This is a genomic window from Achromobacter xylosoxidans (assembly GCF_001457475.1).
Lineage (GTDB): Bacteria > Pseudomonadota > Gammaproteobacteria > Burkholderiales > Burkholderiaceae_B > Achromobacter > Achromobacter xylosoxidans.
This window is the reverse complement of sequence record NZ_LN831029.1, coordinates 1,781,990-1,803,480: the sequence shown is the minus strand read 5'-3', so window position 1 is coordinate 1,803,480 and position 21,491 is coordinate 1,781,990. Positions and strand designations below refer to the sequence as shown.

The 21,491-nt window shown below is 66.4% G+C and carries 18 protein-coding genes; 3 read left to right on the top strand and 15 right to left on the bottom strand.

What is annotated here, in order from left to right; genetic code table 11:
• Positions 1-11 precede the first annotated feature (11 nt).
• From AT699_RS08075 to AT699_RS08035, 9 genes are all read right to left on the bottom strand, one after another.
• Positions 12-1,040 (bottom strand): sulfate ABC transporter substrate-binding protein, encoded by a 1,029-nt coding sequence (locus AT699_RS08075; protein ID WP_058207265.1) that lies wholly within the window; start codon positions 1,038-1,040, stop codon positions 12-14.
• A 225-nt stretch (positions 1,041-1,265) separates the two neighbouring features.
• Positions 1,266-1,907 carry a peroxiredoxin gene (locus tag AT699_RS08070; protein ID WP_024068184.1) on the bottom strand — a complete coding sequence of 214 codons (642 nt, stop codon included), beginning with the start codon at positions 1,905-1,907 and terminating at the stop codon, positions 1,266-1,268.
• 153 nt (positions 1,908-2,060) lie between these two features.
• The gene (locus AT699_RS08065) at positions 2,061-3,887 is read right to left on the bottom strand and encodes an acyl-CoA dehydrogenase (protein WP_024068183.1); all 1,827 of its coding nucleotides are present in this window, start codon (positions 3,885-3,887) and stop codon (positions 2,061-2,063) included.
• Positions 3,888-4,048: 161 nt separating this feature from the next.
• Complete coding sequence (gene aspT, locus AT699_RS08060; RefSeq protein ID WP_024068182.1) at positions 4,049-5,752, bottom strand: aspartate-alanine antiporter; 1,704 nt, start codon at positions 5,750-5,752, stop codon at positions 4,049-4,051.
• Between the two features lie 37 nt (positions 5,753-5,789).
• The gene (locus AT699_RS08055; protein WP_024068181.1) at positions 5,790-7,604 is read right to left on the bottom strand and encodes a bifunctional aspartate transaminase/aspartate 4-decarboxylase; all 1,815 of its coding nucleotides are present in this window, start codon (positions 7,602-7,604) and stop codon (positions 5,790-5,792) included.
• Positions 7,605-7,662: 58 nt separating this feature from the next.
• The gene (gene aspT / locus AT699_RS08050) at positions 7,663-9,354 is read right to left on the bottom strand and encodes an aspartate-alanine antiporter (RefSeq protein ID WP_006388276.1); all 1,692 of its coding nucleotides are present in this window, start codon (positions 9,352-9,354) and stop codon (positions 7,663-7,665) included.
• Between the two features lie 194 nt (positions 9,355-9,548).
• Positions 9,549-10,478: an electron transfer flavoprotein subunit alpha/FixB family protein gene (locus tag AT699_RS08045; RefSeq protein ID WP_024068180.1), complete on the bottom strand. Its 930-nt coding sequence runs from the start codon at positions 10,476-10,478 to the stop codon at positions 9,549-9,551.
• Position 10,479: 1 nt separating this feature from the next.
• Positions 10,480-11,229, bottom strand: coding sequence for an electron transfer flavoprotein subunit beta/FixA family protein (locus tag AT699_RS08040; RefSeq protein ID WP_006388274.1), 750 nt, complete (start codon positions 11,227-11,229; stop codon positions 10,480-10,482).
• 82 nt (positions 11,230-11,311) lie between these two features.
• The gene (locus AT699_RS08035; RefSeq protein ID WP_081247768.1) at positions 11,312-12,235 is read right to left on the bottom strand and encodes a histone deacetylase family protein; all 924 of its coding nucleotides are present in this window, start codon (positions 12,233-12,235) and stop codon (positions 11,312-11,314) included.
• Positions 12,236-12,245: 10 nt separating this feature from the next.
• Here AT699_RS08035 and mltB point away from each other — a divergent pair, with 10 nt between their 5' ends.
• Positions 12,246-13,403, top strand: a complete 1,158-nt coding sequence (mltB, locus tag AT699_RS08030; protein ID WP_006388272.1) for a lytic murein transglycosylase B — start codon at positions 12,246-12,248, stop codon at positions 13,401-13,403.
• 106 nt (positions 13,404-13,509) lie between these two features.
• Here mltB and AT699_RS08025 read toward each other — a convergent pair whose 3' ends face one another.
• Positions 13,510-14,559: a cyclase family protein gene (locus AT699_RS08025; RefSeq protein WP_006388271.1), complete on the bottom strand. Its 1,050-nt coding sequence runs from the start codon at positions 14,557-14,559 to the stop codon at positions 13,510-13,512.
• 68 nt (positions 14,560-14,627) lie between these two features.
• Here AT699_RS08025 and AT699_RS08020 point away from each other — a divergent pair, with 68 nt between their 5' ends.
• Both AT699_RS08020 and AT699_RS08015 read left to right on the top strand, forming a co-directional pair.
• Positions 14,628-15,404, top strand: a complete 777-nt coding sequence (locus AT699_RS08020) for an IclR family transcriptional regulator (protein ID WP_024068178.1) — start codon at positions 14,628-14,630, stop codon at positions 15,402-15,404.
• Complete coding sequence (locus AT699_RS08015) at positions 15,401-16,381, top strand: Bug family tripartite tricarboxylate transporter substrate binding protein (RefSeq protein ID WP_006388269.1); 981 nt, start codon at positions 15,401-15,403, stop codon at positions 16,379-16,381. Before AT699_RS08020 ends, AT699_RS08015 begins: the two co-directional genes overlap by 4 nt.
• A gap of 122 nt (positions 16,382-16,503) precedes the next feature.
• Here the strand turns inward: AT699_RS08015 and cysM are convergent, their stop codons facing one another.
• From cysM to lapB, 5 genes are all read right to left on the bottom strand, one after another.
• The gene (gene cysM, locus AT699_RS08010; RefSeq protein WP_026382781.1) at positions 16,504-17,415 is read right to left on the bottom strand and encodes a cysteine synthase CysM; all 912 of its coding nucleotides are present in this window, start codon (positions 17,413-17,415) and stop codon (positions 16,504-16,506) included.
• Between the two features lie 159 nt (positions 17,416-17,574).
• On the bottom strand, positions 17,575-18,117 hold the full coding sequence (locus tag AT699_RS08005; RefSeq protein WP_024068177.1) for a ComEA family DNA-binding protein: 543 nt from the start codon (positions 18,115-18,117) through the stop codon (positions 17,575-17,577).
• Between the two features lie 197 nt (positions 18,118-18,314).
• Positions 18,315-19,304 (bottom strand): ADP-glyceromanno-heptose 6-epimerase, encoded by a 990-nt coding sequence (rfaD, locus tag AT699_RS08000; RefSeq protein ID WP_006388267.1) that lies wholly within the window; start codon positions 19,302-19,304, stop codon positions 18,315-18,317.
• Positions 19,301-20,242: a D-glycero-beta-D-manno-heptose-7-phosphate kinase gene (rfaE1, locus tag AT699_RS07995; protein ID WP_006388266.1), complete on the bottom strand. Its 942-nt coding sequence runs from the start codon at positions 20,240-20,242 to the stop codon at positions 19,301-19,303. Before rfaE1 ends, rfaD begins: the two co-directional genes overlap by 4 nt.
• Positions 20,239-21,456: a lipopolysaccharide assembly protein LapB gene (gene lapB, locus AT699_RS07990; protein ID WP_006388265.1), complete on the bottom strand. Its 1,218-nt coding sequence runs from the start codon at positions 21,454-21,456 to the stop codon at positions 20,239-20,241. Before lapB ends, rfaE1 begins: the two co-directional genes overlap by 4 nt.
• Positions 21,457-21,491 lie beyond the last annotated feature (35 nt).

Below are 21,491 nucleotides of genomic sequence, written 5' to 3'. Positions count from 1 at the left end.
TGGTTGTCCGCTTACTTCTTCTGCGGCTGGTAGATCTGGTCGAAGGTGCCGCCGTCGCTGAAGTGGTCCTTCTGCGCCTTGCGCCAGCCGCCGAAGATCTTGTCGTCGATGGTCACCAGCTTGACCTTGGGGAACTTGCTTTCGTACTTGGCGGCCACGGTCTTGTCGATCGGCCGGTAGTAGTTCTTGGCGATGATTTCCTGGGCTGCCGGGGTGTAGAGGAATTCCAGGTAGGCCTGGGCCGCGGCGCGGGTGCCCTTCTTGTCGACGATCTTGTCGACGATGGCCACGGGCGGCTCGGCCAGGATCGACAGCGACGGCACCACGATGTCGAACTTGTCCGGACCCAATTCTTCCAGCGCGAGGAAGGCCTCGTTCTCCCACGCCAGCAACACGTCGCCGACGCCGCGTTCGACGAAGGTGGTGGTAGCGCCGCGGGCGCCGGTATCCAGCACCGGCACGTGCTTGAGCAGGTCGCCGACGTAGGCGCGCGCCTTGTCTTCGCTGCCGCCGTTCTTTTCCAGCGCGTAGGCCCAGGCGGCCAGGTAGTTCCAGCGCGCGCCGCCGGAGGTCTTGGGGTTGGGCGTGATCACCTGCACGCCGTCCTTGATCAGGTCGTCCCAGTCCTTGATGTGCTTGGGGTTGCCCTTGCGCACCAGGAACACGATGGTCGAGGTGTAGGGCGAGCTGTTCTGCGGCAGGCGCGCCTGCCAGTTTTCGGGCAGGAGGCCGCGGTCGGCGAGGGCGTCGATGTCGTAGGCCAGCGCCAGCGTCACCACGTCGGCTTCCAGGCCGTCGATGACCGAGCGCGCCTGGCGGCCGGAACCACCGTGCGACTGGCGGATGGTCAGGTCGACGTTGGCCTTTTCCTTGTATTGCTTGATGAAGGCGTCATCGATGGCGCGGTACAGTTCGCGCGTCGGATCATAGGACACGTTCAACAGCGTCTGCTTCTGCTGCGCCTGCGCCGGCGCAATCGCGGCAAGAGACATCGTCACTGCGGCCAAGGCGGCCAACCATCCGGCTTTCCTGAAAGACATTCCTTGCTCCCTTCGCGTGTTTGGCAATGTGAAAGCAAGTGTGCCGGCGGCCTGTTCTGAACGGAACGAATCATTCTTTGATTGCTCATCGCTTCCAGGCATATAGCGCGCCCGCCGCAAGACGTGAAAAAGCCGCGCATTCCCAGGGAATACGCGGCTTTGCGGGCGCTTTTTCGGGCGCCGTCCGGAGGGGCGGCGCCGGCCGCCCATAAACGGATTTCTTATTTACTTATTCGGCTGGGGCGTAATGCGCAGGTACGGACGCACCGCCTTGTAGCCCTTGGGGAACTTCTGCTTGATCACGGCTTCGTCCTGCAGCGACGGCACGATGATGACGTCGTCGCCGTCTTCCCAGTTGACCGGCGTGGCCACGCTGTGGCTGTCGGTAAGCTGCAGCGAGTCGATGACGCGCAGGATCTCGTTGAAGTTGCGGCCGGTGCTGGCGGGGTACGTGATGATCAGGCGCACCTTCTTGTTCGGGTCGATGATGAAGACCGAGCGCACCGTCAGCGTGGCATTGGCGTTGGGGTGGATCATGTCGTACAGCTCGGACACCTTGCGGTCCTTGTCGGCCAGGATCGGGAAATTGACCTTGGTCGACTGGGTGTCGTTGATGTCCTCGATCCACTTGCTGTGCGAATCGGCGCCGTCCACCGACAGGGCCAGCACTTTCACGTTGCGCTTGGCGAATTCATCGGCCAGCTTGGCGGTGTAGCCCAGTTCGGTGGTGCAGACGGGCGTGAAGTCGGCCGGATGCGAGAACAGCACGCCCCAGCTATTGCCCAGATACTCATGGAAACGGATCGGGCCGGCGGAGGATTCCTGCTCGAAATCGGGCGCGGTGTCGCCCAGGCGTAGATGGCTCATGGTGTCTCCTGCTTGCGGATTCGGGTTGCGGAATCGACCGGCCGCCCTGTCCGGCGGCCGGTTGGAAAAACGTTTCGGCGGCGGCCGGTGCCGCCCTCCAAAACGATTCTTCCATCAAACCTGTTGCAGGGAAAATACGCAAGACATATAACCTTATGCAATATTCGCGGCGGCGCCGCAGGCGTCCGCCACCACCCCGGCGCGCACCGCCGCCGACAGCGCCAGGGCGCGCGGCAGGATGTGGGCGGCGTAGAACAATCCGGTCGCCAGCTTCTCGCGATGGAACGGATCGGTCGATCCCGCCGCCAGGTGTCGGCGGCACGCCAGCACGGCGCGCGCCATCTGCCAACCGCCGTGCACCACGCCGGCCAGCATCAGGTACGGCACGCTGCTGGCATAGACGGCGCGGATGTTCACCGCCGTTTGCTCCAGGATGAATTCCACCCCCGACTCGTAGGCCTGGATCGCGCTGTCGAGGTTGTCGCGCAGCAGGCGCAGGCCGTCGCGCTCGGACGCCGCGGCGCGCGAGGACTCGGCCTCGACCGCCCGCAGCGTCTCGCGCATGGCGGCAATGGCGGCGTAGGCGGTGGCACCGGCATCGCGCTGGGTCTTGCGGCTGACCAGGTCATTGGCCTGGATCGCGGTGGTGCCCTCGTAGATCGGCAGGATGCGGGCATCGCGGTAATACTGGGCCGCCCCGGTCTCCTCGATGTAGCCCATGCCGCCGTGCACCTGCACGCCAAGCGAGGCCACCTCCACCGCCGACTCGGTGGCAAACCCCTTCACGATGGGCACCATGTATTCGTAGAAAGCGCGGTTGCGGGCCCGCTGCTCCGGGTCGGGATGGTGAGTGCCCTTGTCGTGGGCCGCCGCCGTCACGTAGGACACGGCGCGCGCCGCCTCGGTCAGCGCCTTCATGGTCAGCAGCATGCGCTGCACGTCCGGATGGCGCGCGATCGCGACGGCGGCGCTGGAACCTTCCACGGCGCGTCCCTGCACCCGTTCGCGCGCGTAGGCCAGCGCGTGCTGGTAGGCGCGCTCGGACACGCCGATGCCCTGCTGCCCGACCGAATAGCGCGCCGCGTTCATCATGATGAACATGTATTCCAGGCCACGGTTCAGTTCGCCCACCAGGTAGCCGACCGCGCCCTCGCCCGCCTCGCCCTTGCCGGATCCGTACAGCAGCACGGCGGTGGGACTGCCGTGGATGCCCAGCTTGTGCTCCAGCGACGCGCACCAGACATCGTTGCGCGGCCCCAGGGAGCCATCGGCCCCGACCAGGAACTTCGGCACGATGAACAGCGAGATGCCTTTCACCCCGGGGGGCGCGTCCGGCGTGCGCGCCAGCACCAGGTGGATGATGTTCTCGGCCAGATCGTGCTCGCCGTAGGTAATGAAGATCTTCTGGCCCGACAGGCGGTAGCTGCCGTCTTCCTGGCGCACCGCGCGGGTGGCGACCTGGGCCAGGTCGGAACCTGCCTGCGGCTCGGTCAGGTTCATGGTTCCCGTCCATTTGCCGCCGATCAGGTTGGGCACGAACTTCCTGCGCTGTTCTTCCGACCCGACCGTCAGGATGGCTTCGATCACGCCGTCGGTCAGCATCGGGCACAGCGAGAACGCCAGGCTGGCCGCCTGGATGTTCTCGCCGGGCGCGGCCGCGACCAGCTTGGGCAAGCCCTGGCCGCCCCAGGCCTGCGGATGCTGCAGGCCCTGCCAGCCGCCGGCGGCGTAGTCCTTGAAGCCCTGGGCATAGCCCGGCGTCGCGGTCACGTGGCCATCATTCCAGACCGGGGGGCGAGTGTCGCCCGGCACATTCAGCGGAGCGATCGCCTGCTCGACGAAGCGGCCATTCTCTTCCAGGATGGCGTCCACCAGGTCGGGGGTCACCTCTTCGAAACCGGGCAGCTTGAGGACGTCGTCCAGGCCGGCCAGCTCCTTGAGCGCAAAGCGGAAATCCTGCAACGGGGTTAGGTAGGGCATCTTGTCTCCATGAGCCGGCTCCCGTGACGGCGGGCGCGGCGGGGTGCGATGGGATGCCGCCTTGGGCGCCGCGCGTGGCGCGGCCGATAGCGGTCTCGGTAGTTTCCCTAGCCTATGTTAAACCCTCGTTCCCCGTCATGGGTCCGGCCATGCGACCGGACTCAGCCGCCCAGGTGATGCGCCAGCGACACGATGATCGGTCCCAGCACCGGCAGCAGCACATTGGCGATGGCATAGGTCACGGTGTAGCCCAGCAGCGGCACCGCGCTGCCACTGGCTCCCAGGATGGCGCTGATCGCCGGCGTGCTGACATGCTGGCCCGCGATGGCGCCAACCAGCAACGGCCCCTCTATCTTGAGCAGCTTGTGCCCGACCCACAGCGACAGGCAGGCCGGCCCGAGCGACACCAGCAGGCCGATCAGCGGCAGCACCGCCCCGTGCTCGCGGATCAGCGACACCGCTTCCGGGCCTGCCGACAGGCCGACACAGGCGACGAACACCGCCAGCCCCAGGTCCTTGAGCAATTGCACAGCCTGCTCGGGCATGTGGCCCAGCGCAGGCCGCTTGGCGTTGATCCAGCCGCAGACCAGGCCGCTGACCAGCGCGCCGCCGCCACTGCCCAGCGACACCGGAATGCCCCACAGGCGCGCGGCCAGGCTGCCGATCAACAAGCCGGCGAGAATGCCGAACGACAGGAATACCAGATCGGTCACGCCACTGCGCCGCAACTGGTTACCCAGCGCCGCGCCGGCCTGCGACAACTCCGGTTCGGCGCCCACCAGCGTCACCAGGTCGCCATACTGCACCACGGTGGCCGGAGTCACCGGCAGCATATGGCCCGAACGCTGTATCGACTGCAGGAACACGCCGCGCGCGCGCTGCGCCCGCGGACGCGCCGCCAGTTCGCCCACGGTGTGGCCATTGACTTCCTTCTTGCTGACGATGACCTGCAACTCGGCCAACTGCAGATCATCGGCATGCGCCTCCGGCAGCTGGATCTCGGGCCCGATCACCGAGCCGGCCCGCAGCGCGAAGCGGCGCAGCCCCAGCACCACCACGATGTCGCCGGTGGCCAATACGTCCGCGGGGGTGGGATCGAGCGCCTCGCCATTGCGCAGGATGCGGCTGATCGCGGTGCGGCCGCCCATCTCGGCCTCGACCTCGCCCACGGTCTTGCCATCGGCGTCCTTGACCACGTGCGAGCGCCCCACCAGCCGCGGCAGCGTCGGCATCATGCTGTCGTCGGCCTCGCCAGGCCCCGCGCCGAGTTTCTCCTCCAGCGCCTTGGAAGCGTCGCGCAGGTTGATGCGCAACAGCGCGGGCGCCACCTGGCTGGTGAAGAACACGATGCTGATCAGGCCCACCAGGTAGGTCAGCGTGTAGGCGGTGGCGATATTGGCCTCCATGCGCTGCACGTCGGCGTCGGCTAGCCCCAGGTGCTTGAGCGCCTCCGCCGCGGTCCCGACCACGGCCGACTCGGTTGCCGCCCCCGCAGCCAGTCCAGCCGCCGTGCCCGCGTCCAACCCGAACAGCGGCACCGCCAGCAGCACGATGGTCAGCACCAGCAGCGCCTCGATGATGGGCAGCACGATGTAGCGCAGGCTGGACCGGTTCAGGTTGGCGAAGAACTGCGGTCCGCCCGAATAGCCCATGGCGAAGATGAACAGGGCGAACGCGACCTCCTTCAGATCGCCGCGCATCTGGCAGCCGGTCTGGCCGATCAGCAGGGCGACGATGAGCGTGCCGCACACGCCCCCCAGCTGGATCGGCCCGACCCTGAGCTTGCCGATCAGGTATCCCAAGCCCACCGTCAGGAACAGCACCGCGATGGGAACGTTATTGAAAAACCCGACTGAGCACGTCATGAGGTCATGTCACCCTGGATCTGGCGGACGATGGCGGCTACTTCGCCCCTTTGGTGGCCGAGCGCTCGGCCTTGGCGGCCTTCTTGACCGCCTGCTTCACCGCCTTCTTGGCGGCTTGCTTGCCGGCGGCCTTGCGCTTGGCGGCGGCGGGCTTGACCTTCTGGCCCTTGCCGGCGGTCGGACCCGAACGCACCAGTTGGCCGGCCTTCCAGGCTTCGACGTATTCCGTGGCGGCGTCGACCATGTGCTTGCCGATCTTGGAATAGTCGCCATCGTCCAGGTTGGCCAGCGAAATGCGGATGGACCAGGGCGGCCCGCCGAACCCGCCGCCGTCCATCAGCACCACGCCCGACTTCTCGGCCAGGCGGAACAGGAAGTCGACCGGCTCGTAGTTGGACGTCATGTATTTGCAGAAGGCGTCGCCATAGGTGTTCTTGGCCCAGACCATGAAGTCCAGTTCGACGTAGTACCAGCCACGCATCGGATCCTCGGGCGGCAACGGCACGCCCAGCCCGCGCCACAGCGCATCGCGCCGCGCCCGCACGATCTGCATGGTCAGGTGCTTGTACGCGTCCTTCAGGTCCAGCAGGTGCGACAGGGCGAAAAAGCCCATCTGCACCTGTTGCGGCAGCGACAGGCCGGCAGTGTGGTTCAGCGCCACGTTGCGGCTGTCGGCCACCATGCGGTCGATGAACTTGAGCTTCTCGGGCTCCATGGTCATGGCGCCATAGCGCTTGTTCAGGCGGTTCTTCCACGATGCCGGCAGTTCGGCGATGCGGCGGTCCATGGTGTTCTTTTCATGGGTCGCGATCACGCCCAGGCGCCAGCCGGTGCAGCCGAAGTTCTTCGAGAAGGAATACACGCAGATGGTGTTGTGCGGCACTTCGGCCATCAACGAACGGAAGTTCGGCACGAAGGTGCCGTACACGTCGTCCGTCACCAGCACCAGGTCCGGATTCTTGCGGATCAGTCCCACGATCTGCTTCATCTCGACCGGGCTGAAGGCCACCGACGGCGGATTGCTGGGGTTGACGGTCACCGCCAGTTTGATCTTCGGGTTCTCCAGCTTGGCGATTTCCGAGGCCGGATAGTGCCAGTCGTGGGTGCCGTCGGCGCGCACGCTGCTGGCGTTGATGGCGACGATCTTGAACTGGAAGCGCTCCAGGTGCGCGATCTCGATGTAGGGCGTGAAGGTCGGCAGGAACAGCGCGATGGTGTCGCCCTGCTTGAGCAGGCCGTTCTGCATCAGCGAATCAAAGATGTAGCACATGGCTGCCGTGCCGCCCTCGACCGGGAACAGGTCGAACTTGCCCTTGGGCGGACGGCCGTCGCACATTTCCTTGATCAGGTAGTCGTGCACCACCTGCTCAAGATGCACCAGGGCGCGCGGCGGCACCGGATAGTTGTCGCCGATGACGCTGTCGGTCAGTTCATGGATCCATTCGTCGGGCACGAAGTTCTTGATCTTCACGCCGTATTCCAGGACGCCAGCCAGGAAGTCCGCGCCCGCCGCGCCCTTGTTCTTGGACAGGAACTTGCGCAGGCGGTCGGCGCACCCCTTCTTGGGTGGCATGCCCGCCAGGATGACATCGTCGCGCACCCGTCGCGCCTCCTTCATGGCGAACTGGCCCAGCAGGAAGAAAGCGTCGCGCGGCTCGGTGGCGATCCAGTTGGGATTGCCGCGACCGGCGTTCAACATGGTCAGCGCGGCCGTCTGCTGTGTGTCCTTGGCCAGCGTGATCAGGTAATCCTTCAGTTCGAAGGGCGACAGTTGCTCCAGGTCGCGCTGGCGCGACCGGGTGGTTTTCAGGGCCGAGGCCAGGCTGACGGTGAGAGGCGCGGTGGAAGCCATTGTTCAGTACTCCTGGTTTGCGATTGACGGACGAGATTTCCTGCGGCGGAAACGGCCCCTAGGTCATGAGCATGACGATGACGATGCCCCAGATGATGAGCAGGGTGTTGCCGATGGCGTAGGGCACCGTGTAGCCCAGCGCCGGCACCTGGCTCTTCGCGGTCTCGGTGATCTGGCCGATGGCGGCCGTGGTGGTGCGGGCGCCGGCGCAGACGCCCAGCACGATGGCCGGATGGAACTTGAACACGTAGCGGGCGATGTACACCCCCAATATCATCGGCACGCTGGTGGCGATGATGCCGGCGATGAAGAGCTTGGCGCCCAACTGCTGGAAGCCCTGCACGAACCCCGGCCCCGAACTGATGCCGACCACCGCCACGAAGGCAGTGAGGCCGACCGACGTCAGGAACCAGTGCACCGGCTCCGGCACCCGTCCGAAGGTCGGATGCACCGAGCGCAGATAGCCGAAGATGAGGCCGGCGATGAGCGAACCGCCGGAGGTCGACAGCGTGATGGGAATGCCGCCCACGGTCAGCACCAGGGTGCCGAACAGGCCGCCCAACAGGATGCCGAAGCCCACGAACACCATGTCGGTCTGCTCGGTGGCACGGTCCACGTACCCCACCTTGCCGACCACGCGCTCGACATCGCGCTTGGCGCCAAGGATGAACAGGCGGTCGCCGCGGTCGAGCTTCAGGCCCCAGTTGACCGGCATCTCGTGGCCGCCGCGCACCACCTTGCGCAGGAACACGCCGCGGCCCAGCTCGCGCACCTGCTCCATTTCGGCGATTTCCTTGACCGTCTTGCCGGCCAGGTTCTTGTTGGTCAGCACCACCTCGACGATCTCGGCGGGCAGGTTGATCAGGTCACGATCCTCGACTTCGGTGCCGATGATCCCGGCCGCCTGCAGCACCAGCGCGTCGTGCCGGCCAGCCACGCCGAGCACGTCGCCGGCCTGCAGCACGGTGGTCGAATCGGTATCGAGGATCTGGTCGCCGCGGCGGATGCGCTCGATGAACACGCGCGCCTCGACAAAGCGCGACTCCAGCTCGCCCACCGTCTTGCCGGCCAATTCGGGATGATCGAGCTTGTAGGCGCGCGAGATGAACTTGCGATAGCCGGACAGCTCCATCGAATCGGCGCCGCCGGACATCTTGGCCTCGTACTCCTTGCACTCCTTGACGATGTCCACGCGCATCAGCTTGGGACCCAGCGAAGCCAGCAGCCAGGCGCTGCCGACGGTGCCGAAGATGTAGCAGACCGCGTACGCCACCGGAATGCTGTCGATCCATTTCTTCTTGGTGGCCGCGTCGATGCCAAGGCCGTTGATGGTGTCGGTCGCCACGCCCATCACCGCGGAAATGGTCTGCGCGCCGGACAGCAGGCCCGCCCCCGTTCCGGCATCGAAACCGAAACCGACGGCCGTGCCCCAGGTCACCAGCAGGCAAATGACGCAGATTATGACGGCGAAGATGACCTGCGGCAGGCCATCGCTTTTCATGCCGCGAAAGAATTGCGGCCCGACGCCATAACCCAGGCCAAACAGGAACAGCAGGAAGAAGACCTGTTTGACGATCGGGGCGATCGTGATATTGAGCTGGCCGACCAGCACACCGACCAGCAAGGTGCCGGTCACCGCCCCCAGGTTGAATCCGAATATCTTCTTGGCGCCTATCCAATACCCCAGCCCGAGGGTAAGGAATATTGCCAGTTCAGGGTATTTCCGCAGAGTGTCAAATAACCATTCCATCCCGAATCTCCTTCGTTATGTACAGGCCAAGCACTTGCGCGAATCCTAGCTGCGCGCGGCATACATTATCAGAATCCTTCAAAAGATCAAAAGATTTGCTCGGTAAATATCAAATGGTTTCGATTGTCAGGCGGACAAGAAAAAGCCCGCGGACATAATGTCCGCGGGCCCGGGTATGAATATCAGGCGAAGGCTTACAGCGCGCCGGTCAGTTCGGGCACCACCTGGAACAGATCACCCACCAGGCCATAATCGGCCACGCCGAAAATCGGCGCTTCGGGATCCTTGTTGATGGCGACGATGACCTTGGAATCCTTCATGCCGGCCAGGTGCTGGATGGCGCCCGAGATACCGACGGCCACGTACAACTGCGGCGCGACGATCTTGCCGGTCTGGCCGACCTGCCAATCGTTGGGCGCGTAGCCGGCGTCGACCGCGGCGCGCGAGGCGCCCAGGGCGGCGCCGAGCTTGTCGGCCAGCGGATCCAGGATCTTGAAGTTCTCGGCGCTGCCCAGGCCACGGCCGCCGGACACGACCACGCGGGCGCCGGCCAGTTCCGGACGGTCGCTCTTGGCGACTTCGCGGCCGACGAAGCTCGACAGGCCGGAATCGGCCACGGCGGCGACGTCTTCCACGGCGGCCGAGCCACCCTGCGCGGCCACGGCGTCAAAGCCGGTGGTACGCACGGTGATGACCTTGACCGGATCGGCCGATTGCACGGTGGCGATGGCGTTGCCGGCGTAGATGGGGCGCTGGAAGGTATCGGCGGATTCCACGCCGATGATGTCGGAGATCTGGGCGACGTCGAGCTTGGCGGCAACGCGCGGCGCGACGTTCTTGCCCGAGGCGGTGGCCGGGAACAGGATGTGGCTGTAGCCCGAGGCCACGGCCAGCACCTGGGCGGCGACGTTCTCGGCCAGGCCGTCGGCCAGTTGCGGCGCGTCGGCCAGCAGCACCTTGGCCACGCCGGCCGCCTGCGCGGCCTGGTCGGCCACGGCGCGGGCATTGGCGCCGGCGACCAGCACGTGGACGTCGCCTCCGATCTTGGCGGCGGCGGCGACGGCGTTCAGGGTTGCGCCCTTGAGCTGGGCGTTATCGTGTTCGGCAATAACCAGCGTCGTCATCTCAAACCACCTTCGCTTCGTTCTTGAGTTTATCCACCAGGGCCGCGACATCGGCCACCTTGATGCCGGCCTTGCGAGCGGGCGGCTCGCTGACCTTGAGCGTCTTCAGGCGCGGCGCCGGATCGACACCCAGTTCTTCGGGGGTGACGGTGTCCAGCTGCTTCTTCTTGGCCTTCATGATGTTCGGCAGCGTGACGTAGCGCGGCTCGTTCAGGCGCAGGTCGGTGGTGATGATGGCCGGCAGCTTGAGCGTCAGCGTTTCCAGGCCGCCGTCCACTTCACGCGTGACGGTGGCCTTGCCATCGGCCAGCTCGACCTTGCTGGCGAACGTGGCTTGCGGCCAGTCCAGCAGCGCGGCCAGCATCTGGCCGGTCTGGTTGGCGTCGTCATCGATGGCCTGCTTGCCCAGGATCACCAGCTGCGGCTGTTCCTTGTCGACCAGCGCCTTGAGCAGCTTGGCCACGGCCAGCGGTTGCAGTTCGGCGTCGGTCTGGACCAGCACGCCGCGGTCGGCGCCGATGGCCATGGCGGTGCGCAGCGTTTCCTGGCATTGCGCAACGCCGCAAGAAACCGCCACGACTTCGGCCACGGCGCCCTTTTCCTTCAGGCGGGTGGCTTCCTCGACGGCGATCTCGTCAAAGGGGTTCATCGACATCTTCACATTGGCGATATCCACGCCGGTCTGATCAGACTTGACGCGCACCTTGACGTTGTAGTCAACGACGCGCTTGACAGGTACCAACACCTTCATCCCGCTGCCTCCAAATGGAAATAATTACCCGGGGGGGAGTTAACGATCCGCCGGGATCGCATTGCACAATTTTTTCCTGATTCTACAGCTTCGCCAGCGCCCGTATATGGGCCACGACGCTGCGGCCCAGGGCGGACAGGTTGTAACCGCCTTCGAGCGTGCTGACGATCCGGCCCTGGCAGTGGCGTTCGGCCACGTCCACGAGCTGCTCGGTGATCCATGCATAATCGGCCTCCACCAGCCCCATTTGACCCATGTCGTCCTCGCGATGGGCATCGAAACCCGCCGAAATCAGAATGAGTTCGGGGCGGTGCGCCTCGAGTCGCGGCAGCCAGGTGTCGGTGACGATGGTGCGCACGGCGGCGCCCGCCGTATAGGCCGCCACCGGCACATTGACCATGTTGGCCGCCGGCTGCTCGGTGCCGCTGTTGGGAAAGAACGGGTGCTGGAAAATGCTGCACATCAGCACCCGCTCGTCGCCGGCGAAGACGTCCTCGGTGCCGTTGCCGTGGTGCACGTCGAAGTCGACGATGGCCACCCGCGACAGGCCGTGGAACTCCATGGCGTGGCGGGCCGCGATGGCCACGTTGTTCAGAAAGCAGAAGCCCATGGCCTGCGAACGGCAGGCATGGTGCCCGGGCGGACGCACCGCACAAAAAGCCGTGCGGGCCTCGCCCCCCATCACCGCGTCAACGGCCGCCACGCCCGCGCCCGCCGCGTACAGCGCGGCTTCGTAGGTATGGGGGTTCATCAGGGTGTCCGGATCTATCGGGTAATACCCGTGTTCCGGCGTATGCTCGCGCAGACTGTCCAGGTACTGGACAGTGTGCACCCGCAGCACGTCATGGCGGGACGCCTGCGGCGCCTGCCGGTCATCCAGATAGGGCATCAAGCCGCTGGCAAGCAATTGGTCGGAAATGGCGTCCAGCCTCTGCGGGCTCTCCGGATGCCAACTGCCCATTTCATGCAAGCGGCATGCCGGGTGGGTAAGATACATGGTCTCCATAAGGAAGATTATGTTCATCTGTCGGCGATTACTGCAACTCGGCACGCTTTCGGCCCTGCTGGCCGGGTGCTCCACCACCGCTCCCACCGCCCCCAATCCAGCCGCCGGCCAGCCGCCGGCGGCCACCACCGGCACCACCCCCATCCGCATCGGACCCAGTACGCCGACACTCGGCTCCGAACCCGCCGATGACGGCCCGGCCGCCCTGACGCCCAGCGGCGCCCTGCGGCCGGAGGTGCGCGCTTTCGTCGAAGGCCTTGCCGCCGAACGCGACCTGCCGCTCAAGCCCATGGTCGCGGCGCTCGAAAGCGCGCGCTACAACGCCACCGTGGCGCGGCTGATCGCGCCCTCGCCGCCCGGCAAGAAAATCTGGCGCAGCTGGCTGACCTACCGCTCGCGCTTCGTCGAGCCCAAGCGCATCGGCTGGGGCGTGGAGTTCTACAACGAACATCGCGACCAGCTCAACCAGGCGGCGCAACGCTTCGGCGTGCCGGCCCCGATCATTGCGTCGATCATCGGCGTTGAAACACTGTATGGCCGCAACATGGGCAACTTCCGCGTGCTGGACGCGCTCACCACGCTGGCCTTCGACTATCCGGATCCCGCCAAGCCCGAGCGCGCCACCATGTTCCGCGGCCAATTGGCCGACTTCCTGACGCTGGCGATGAAAGGCAAGCTGGACATGGAAACCCGCGGCTCGTATGCCGGCGCCATCGGCATGCCGCAATTCATGCCCACCAGCATCAAGCACTACGCGGTGGATGGGGACGACAGCGGCCACATCGACCTGACCAACAACACCCGCGACGCCATCATGTCGGTGGGCAGTTTCCTCTCGCAGCACGGCTGGCAACGCGGCCTGCCGGTGTTCGCGCCGGTGACTCTGCCGGCCGATCCCACCGCCCTGGTGGATGGCGGACTGGAACCCAAGCAGACCTGGGGCACGCTGACCGCGGCCGGCGCGCGCCTGCAGCCGGGCGCCTCGGCCAATGGCTGGAGCAGCCAGCCCATGGGCGTCGTCGACCTGGTGGAGGAAGCCCGCGGCACCGCCCAGTACCGCGTCGGCACGCCCAACTTCTTCGCGCTGACGAAATACAACCGCAGCTACTTCTACGCCACCGCGGTGGCCGACCTGGCCAGCGAAATCGAGGCGCGCGTCGGCCGCTGAAGGCGCGGCGCCCGCCGCGCCCACGCCCGGCAGCCCCCGGCCGGCGGGGATGGCATGTCCCGGCCCTGCCCATTCCGGGTTGGCCCGGTCCAGGTCATCCCCTGGCTCAGACCGTGGCCACCGGCGTGGCGGGCGAACCCACCGCGCCCGGCAGATTCAGCGGCGGCGCGGTCAGGAGGAAGCGGCTGCGGCCGTTGGCGGTCAGCCAGCGGGCCAGCGCGCCCAGATACCACATCTCGCCGATCGGCAGGCCGAGCTTGAAAATGCAGTGGTGGTGCAGCGGCAATGCCGCGCAGCACGCGTTCGGCTTCTGCGTCGGGTAGATTTCCAGCGCGTGGTTGTCCGACGCCATGGCGGCCACCTTGGAATCGGTGATCCACTGCAGCAGCTTCTCGTCGCTGCCATCCAGCCCGGCGCAGATCTCATGCAGGGTGTGGTGATCCGGCTGGCGCTGCTTCTCCAGCAGCGCATCGCCGAATTCCGTGTGGAACAGCACGATATCGCCCTGCTCGATCTCGATGCCATCGGCCTCGATGATGCGCATCAGATCGTCGTAGCCCACCGACTTCTGCTCGCGTCCATAGTGGCGCGCCAGGTCGACCATCACGCCGCGGCTCTGCAGGCAGGACTCGGCCAGCTGGGTGATGTCCAGTTTCTTGGCATGGGAGGCGCCGCCCTGGCCCAGGTCGGTCTTGGCGAAGCCGTTGTCGACGTCGTAGTCCACCGGGCCGACCACGTGTTCGTTGGGACGGTAGCCGTTGTAGTAGACGCGCTCGGGCAGGCCATCGCCATTGGCGTCGAACAACGCGCCCACGTGCGCCAGCGAATCCCACTGGGTCGAATACTGCAGGCTCATCTCGACAATGTCGTCGCTCAGCACGTCGACGCATCCCGGGCGCAGGCGGCCCAAGGGGAAGTTCAGGTACTGGTCGCCGTCGCGTTCGGTGGGGCGCAGCTTGGGCGGATGGCGGCGCACGTTGACGCCATTGCCGCCGGGATAGTCCAGCGGCAGCGACAGGCAGAAGCTCAAACCTTCGCGAACCTCCTGGATTCCCTTCATCACGTTCGCGGGAGTGATGTAATTCAGGCAGCCCCGTTGGTCATCAGGGCCGAAATCCCCCCAGTTCGATCCCTCGGGACGGTTCTTCCATCTCATGTGGCGCGGCTCCTTGGCCATGAATTAAGAATTTGACACAAATTTATCACATATAGGATAATAACATCATGGATGTGAAAACAGCCGCACGAGTCTTGGATGTTCTGAACCTCTTCGCCGAGGCGCAGAAGCCATTGCTGTACAGCGAGATCGCCGCGCAGATGGAGATTCCGCTGTCCAGTTGCCATGGCCTGCTCAAGACCATGGTGGCGCGCGGCTATCTCTACGAGATCGGCAAGAAACACGGCTATTACCCGACGCAGAAGCTGATCCACGTCGCCACCCTGATCTGCCGCAGCGACCCGCTGAACGCGGTGATCGAGCCGGTGCTGGCACGGGTGCGCGACCTGACCGGCGAAACCGCCCTGCTGGCCAAGCTGGCGGACGACAAGGTGGTCTATCTGATCGTCGCCGAATCCAAGCAGACCATCCGCTTCTCGCACCAGGCGGGCGGATTCAAGGCGGTGCACGCCACCAGCTCGGGCAAGGCCCTGCTATCGGTGCTGTCCGAGGACGAACGCCAGAAGTGGTTCAAGACCTATCCCGGGTTTGCCTCGTACACCGAGACCACCCTCACCAGCCAGGCCGCCTTCGAGCGCGACCTGCAGGCCGGCATCCAGCGCGGCTGGCAACGCTCGCTCGGCGAAAACGTCGAGGACGTGATGTCCATCTCGCTGGGCTTCAAGGCCTATGAACAACCCTTTGCCATCGTGGTGGCCGGCCCCCTGGGGCGCATGCAGAAGAACGAAGCCACCACTGGGCAGCAACTCAAAGAGGTCAAGGCGCTGCTGTACGCGGCCCTGCCCTCGGCCAACCTTACCTTTGTAGGAGAAGACAGCAGATGAACAAGCGCACTTTGCTCGCCGCGGCATGCTCGGCAATCGCCATCGGCGCCCTGCCCCTGGCTGGCGCGCAGGCCCAGGATGCCTATCCCGACAAGCCGATCCGCGTGATCATGCCGTGGGCCGCCGGTGGCCCGACCGACGTGGTGGGCCGCGTGATCGCGGTGCGCATGGGCGAGATCCTGGGCCAGCCGCTGGTGATCGAAAGCCGGCCCGGCGCCAGCGGCACCATCGGCGCCGCCCAGGTGGCGCGCGCGCCGGCCGACGGCTACACCGTGCTGATGAATCCGTCGGTGCAGGGCATCTACCCCGCCCAGTTCAAGAGCCTGACGTTCGACCCGATCAAGGATTTCCGCATGGTCGGCGTGCTGGGCACGGTGCCGATGGTAGCGGTGGTGCCGCCTGATTCGAAGTTCAAGACCTTCGGCGAGCTGATCGCGCAGGCCAAGGCCCAACCGGGCTCGTTGAGCTTCGCCTCGCCCGGCGTGGCCACCCTGCCGCACCTGGCCGGCGAGCTGATCAACACCACCACCAAGGCGTCCATCTCGCACGTCGGCTACCGTGGCAGCAGCCCGGCCCTGACCGACGTCGCCGGCGGCCACGTCGACCTGATGTACGCGCCGCTGGCCCCCGCCCTGCCCCTGATCCAGAGCGGCAAGGTGCGCCCGATCGCCGTCACCACCAAGGCCCGCCTGGCCGAACTGCCCGACGTGCCGACCATCGCCGAAAACGGCCTGCCCGGTTTCGACATCGTCACCTGGTACGGCATGTGGGTGCCCAAGGATACGCCCGAGCCCATCGTCGCCAAGCTCAACAAGGTCATGATCGAGGCCTCGCAATCGCCCAAGGTGGTCGAGGCGCTGAAGTCGCAGGGCACCCTGCCCAGCACCATGACCTACCAGGAAGCCGAAGCCTTCAACCTGGCCGAAAGCGCGCGCTGGATCAAGGTCATGAAGGACGCCAACATCCAGCCCGAATAGGGCCCTGGCGACAGTCCGCGCCGCCTGGCCGGACCTCGCAACGCAAACGCCCCACGTCCCGGACGGTTTCCGGGTCGTGGGGCGTTTTTCCTCGGCGGACGCAATGGCGCCGGCGCGCGGCCTCAGGCGTTGAAAACGCCCGTGGACAGGTAGCGGTCGCCGCGATCGCAGACGATGAACACGATGGTCGCGTCATTGACGCGCTCGGCCACGCGCAAGGCCGCGACCAGCGCGCCGGCCGACGAAATGCCGCCGAAGATGCCCTCTTCGGCCGCCAGGCGGCGCGCCATGACCTCGGCCTCGGCCTGCTCGATCGATTCGTAGGCGTCCACTCGGCTGCGGTCGAAGATCTTGGGCAGGTAGGCCTCGGGCCACTTGCGGATGCCGGGAATCGACGACCCCTCGGCCGGCTGCGCGCCCACCACCTGCACCGCCGGGTTGCGCGACTTCAGATAGGTGGACACGCCCATGATGGTGCCGGTCGTGCCCATGGCGCTGACGAAGTGCGTGACGCGGCCTTCGGTCTGCGTCCAGATTTCCGGACCGGTGGTCTCGATATGCGCGCGCGGATTGTCCGGGTTGGCAAACTGGTCCAGCACCACGCCGCGGCCGTCCGCCTGCATTTCGGTGGCCAGATCGCGGGCGTATTCCATGCCGCCCTTGTCGGCCGGCGTCAGGATCAGCTCGGCGCCATAGGCCGTCATGGCCGCGCGCCGTTCCACCGACAGGTTGTCGGGCATGATCAGGATCATGCGGTAGCCACGCATGGCGGCCGCCATGGCCAGCGCGATGCCGGTGTTGCCGCTGGTCGCCTCGATCAGCGTGTCGCCCGGCTTGATGTCGCCGCGCTCCTCGGCATGCCTGATCATGGACAGCGCCGGCCGATCCTTGACCGAACCGGCGGGGTTATTGCCTTCCAGCTTGGCCAGGATGACGTTGCCTCGGGCCGCACCGGCGGCTCCGGGAATGCGCTGCAGGCGCACCAGCGGCGTATTGCCGACGGTCTGCTCGATAGTGGGATAGGTAGTAGTCATGCTGCCGATCATAACCCCGCCCGGCGCCGGGCGCCGCCAAAAGCCGCGCTCGTGCCAGGGGTTCACGCCACGGGGCGCCCCCCCTGCCCCAAGGCCGGCCAACGCGGGAAGGCCTCCTCGCGCCTATCCGGTGGATGGCGAAGCGCCGGCCTTTGCGGATCAGGGGCGCGGCGGGGATACCGCAGCAGGTCGGCCCGCCGCCGTCGGCTTGGCTGCGGCCGCCTTGGCGGCGGCTACGCCAGCGCCGCCGGGCCTGGCCGTGCCGGCCCCACGCTCCCGTGGTGCGAGGGGCTTGGCGGCGGACTCCGCCTTGGCGGGGGCGCCTGCTGCCGTCGACGCGGCGCCGGACGCGCCCACCGTCAGGCCGGCCGCCCCGAGGGCCTGGGCCTTTTTCTGGCTGATGCCGCGCACCCGCTCGGCCAGGTCTTCCAGCGATTCGAACCGGCCGGCGCGCTCACGTTCGCTGACGATGGTCTGCGCGGTACGCGGACCGATACCGCGGATGCCCGCGAGTTGCTGCGCGGTGGCGTCATTCAGGTCGAGCGCCTGCGCCGGCGCGTGCGCCACGCCGGCCGCCAGCAGGGCGACGCCCAGCGCCTGGCGCAAGCCGGTCTGCGCACGCGCGGAGGTGGCGGTACGCGGGCGGTGCCACGGCAAGGCCGGCAGGCGGCGGGCGACAGTGGAATGCAGGAAGGGATTCATGAACAGGTCTCCGGAAAAAGCGCGGGGCAACGGCTGTTGCGCCACGTCCTGATCATGGCCCGTCCAGGCACACAGGCGGGCAAGCAGTGATCGGTTTCATCCACCCCGGCAATCACGTAGACAAGAAAAAAGCCGCCTGTGGCACGGCGGCTTTGTCATGCTCGAGCAGGCGGCGCTTGCGGGCCGCCATGTGCCGCCTACTTGCGGGCGCGCCAGTAGCGCACGTACTCGGACACGCCGGTCTGCACGTCGCGCATGGGCGCGCTGAAACCGGCGGCGCGCAAGCGGCTCACGTCGGCCTGGGTGTAGCTTTGGTAGCGGCCTTTCAGGTCGTCGGGGAACGGGATGTAGCGGATCAGGTCCAGTTCCACCAGTTGCGCCAGCGTCAGTTGCGCTTCGCCGCGCTCGGCGCGCAGCGTGTTGACCACGGCCGCCGCGACGTCGTTGAACGGCTGGGCGCGGCCGGTGCCGCAGTTGAAGATGCCCGACTGTTCCGGATGGTCGAGGAAGTGCAGGTTCACCGCCACCACGTCCTCCACCGAAATGAAGTCGCGGCTCTGGCCGCCGTCCACATAGCCGTCCCAACCGGCGAACAGGCGCACATGGCCATGTTCCAGGAACTGGTTCATGTTGTGGAAGGCCACCGAGGCCATGCGGCCCTTGTGCTGTTCGTGCGGGCCGTAGACGTTGAAGTAGCGCAGGCCCACGACCTGCGCGGTCAGGCTGTCCATGCGCTGGCGCAACACCTGGTCGAACAGCAGCTTGGAATAGCCGTAGACGTTGAGCGGGCCCTCGTTGGCGGGGTCTTCCACGTAGACCGACGAGCCGCCATAGACCGCGGCCGACGAGGCATACAGGAACGGGATGCGGCGCGCCTGGCAGAACTCGAACAGTTCCAGCGTGACGCGGTAGTTGTTGTCGAGCATGTAGCGGCCGTTGCGCTCGGTGGTGTCCGAGCAGGCGCCCTGGTGCAGCACCGCGCGGATTTCCGGCAGGCTGCCATCGGCGACGCGGCGGCGGAAGTCGTCCTTGTCGAGGTAGTCGGCGATCTTGCAATCGACCAGGTTGACGAACTTGTCGCCTTCGGTCAGGTCATCCACCGCGATGATGTCCACGATGCCGCGGCGATTCAGGCCACGCACTAGGTTGCTGCCAATGAAGCCCGCGGCTCCGGTAACGACGATCATGAGAGTTCTCCTGCCAGTTCGGCGGCGGTGACGACGGACGTGCCCAGCTTGCCCACGGCGATGCCGCCGGCCCGGTTGGCCCAGCCCATGGCATCTTTCCATGGCAGGCCGATGGCGCGCGAGACGGCCAGCGTCGCCAGCACGGTATCGCCCGCGCCGGACACGTCGAACACCTCGTGAGCCTGCGCGTCGATGTGCTCGCGGCCCGTGTCGGTAAACAAAGTCATGCCCTGCTCCGAACGCGTCACGAGCAGGGCTTCCAGATCCAGGTCGGCGCGCAGGCGCTGCGCGCGGTCGGTCAGTTCGGATTCGCTATTCCAGCGGCCCACGGCCTGCTGCATTTCCGAGCGGTTGGGCGTGACCAGCGTGGCGCCACGGTAACGGGAGTAATCGTCCCCCTTGGGATCGACCAGCACGGGGATCCCCGCGCTGCGGGCCAGGCCGATCAGCGATTCGACCCGTGCCAGCACCCCCTTGGCATAGTCGGACAGCACCACGATATCGTGATTGGCGAGGTGGCGCGCCAATGCGGCGTCGATGCTGTCGAGCGCCTCCTGCTGCGGATGCTGCTCGAAGTCGACCCGCAGCAGTTGCTGCTGGCGACCCAACACCCGCATCTTGAGCGTGGTATGCAGGCTGCGGTCGGTGATCAGGTCGGCCTGGACGCCGGCCTCCGCGGCCAGGCGCCGCACGCTGTCACCCGCCTCGTCTTCGCCCAGCACGCCGACCAGGGTGACGTGGCCGCCCAATGCCGCGACGTTGCGCGCCACGTTGGCCGCGCCGCCCAGGCGATCCTCGCGGCGCGCCACGCGCACCACCGGCACCGGCGCTTCAGGCGAAATTCGCTCCACCTCGCCGAACCAGTAGCGGTCCAGCATGACGTCGCCCACCACGAGCACCCGGCTATGCGAAATGGATTCGACGGGAAATTGGCTCATTCAAGTTCTTCCAGACGGCGCGGCGCGTAGGTTTCCCAGGCATTGCAGCCAGGGCACTGCCAATAGAAGCGGCGCGCTTGAAAACCGCAGCTCCGGCACGCATAGCGGTCCAGTCGTTGCGTATGTTTGTGGATCAGGCTGCGCAGCAGCGTCAGGTCCGCCCCGGGAACGGGGCCCTGTTCGCTGGCGCCTTCGGGATTGGCGAGCTCGGCTTCCAGCAAGCGGTCCAGCCCGAGCAGCGAAGGATGGTTGCGCAAGGCGCCGCGCGCGAAAGCCCAGGCCGTCGCCGACCCCTGCTGCACGCGCAATTCGCGGAACACGACGTTGAACAGGTCGAGCGACGCATGGCGCGTGTACTGGCGCTGCAGCAGTTCCAGGCCGGCCTCGACCTGTCCGGCGGCCCGATAGTTGGCCAGCAACTGCTCGGCCACCAGGCCGACGTATTCCGGGGCGTCGGTCATGACCGACTCCAGATACAGGCGCTCGCGCTTGGGATCCTGCTCGATCAGGGCCAGGCGGGCGCGCAGCATCGCGGTGCGCACCATGGCGCCCTTGCTCGACATGCCGGCATCGGCGGTCGACAAGGCGTGGTCGGCGGCATCCAGGGCGGCATGCGCGGCGTCGATGTTGGGCGGCTTGGCCGCCAGCGCCGTCGCGGCCTGCTCGCAGTAGTAATGGACGATCTGCGGCACCGGCTCGTCGACCAGGCCATGCAGCGTCTTGACGGCCTCGATTGCGCGCGGCCAGTCGTGCTCGGATTCGTAGATGCGGATCAGCGATCGCAGCGCGGGCAAGGCGTAGCGGGTGTCCTTGAGCTGCTCGAAGCCGCTTTCGGCGCGATCGAGCATGCCGGCCTTGAGGAAGTCCTGCGCCAGCTCGTGCTGCGCGTGTTCGCGCTCGGCGGCCGGCAGGTCGGAACGGTTCAGCAGGCTCTGGTGCACCCGGATGGCGCGTTCCATTTCGCCGCGGCGACGGAACAGGCTGCCCAGCGCGAAGTGCAGTTCGGTGGTCTCGGGATCGAGCTTGGCCACTTCGACGAAAGCATCGATGGCGCGATCGGGCTGCTCATTGAGCAGGAAGTTCAGGCCCCGGAAATAGGAATCGGGCAGGCTGCGGGTTTCCCGCAGCATCTGCCGGATGTCGAAGCGCGCGGCCAGCCAGCCGAGCGCGAACAACACCGGCACGAATATCAACCACCAAGGTTCAAAATCCACTGTGCGGGCTCTTGCGTAGATTCAATGCGGAAATG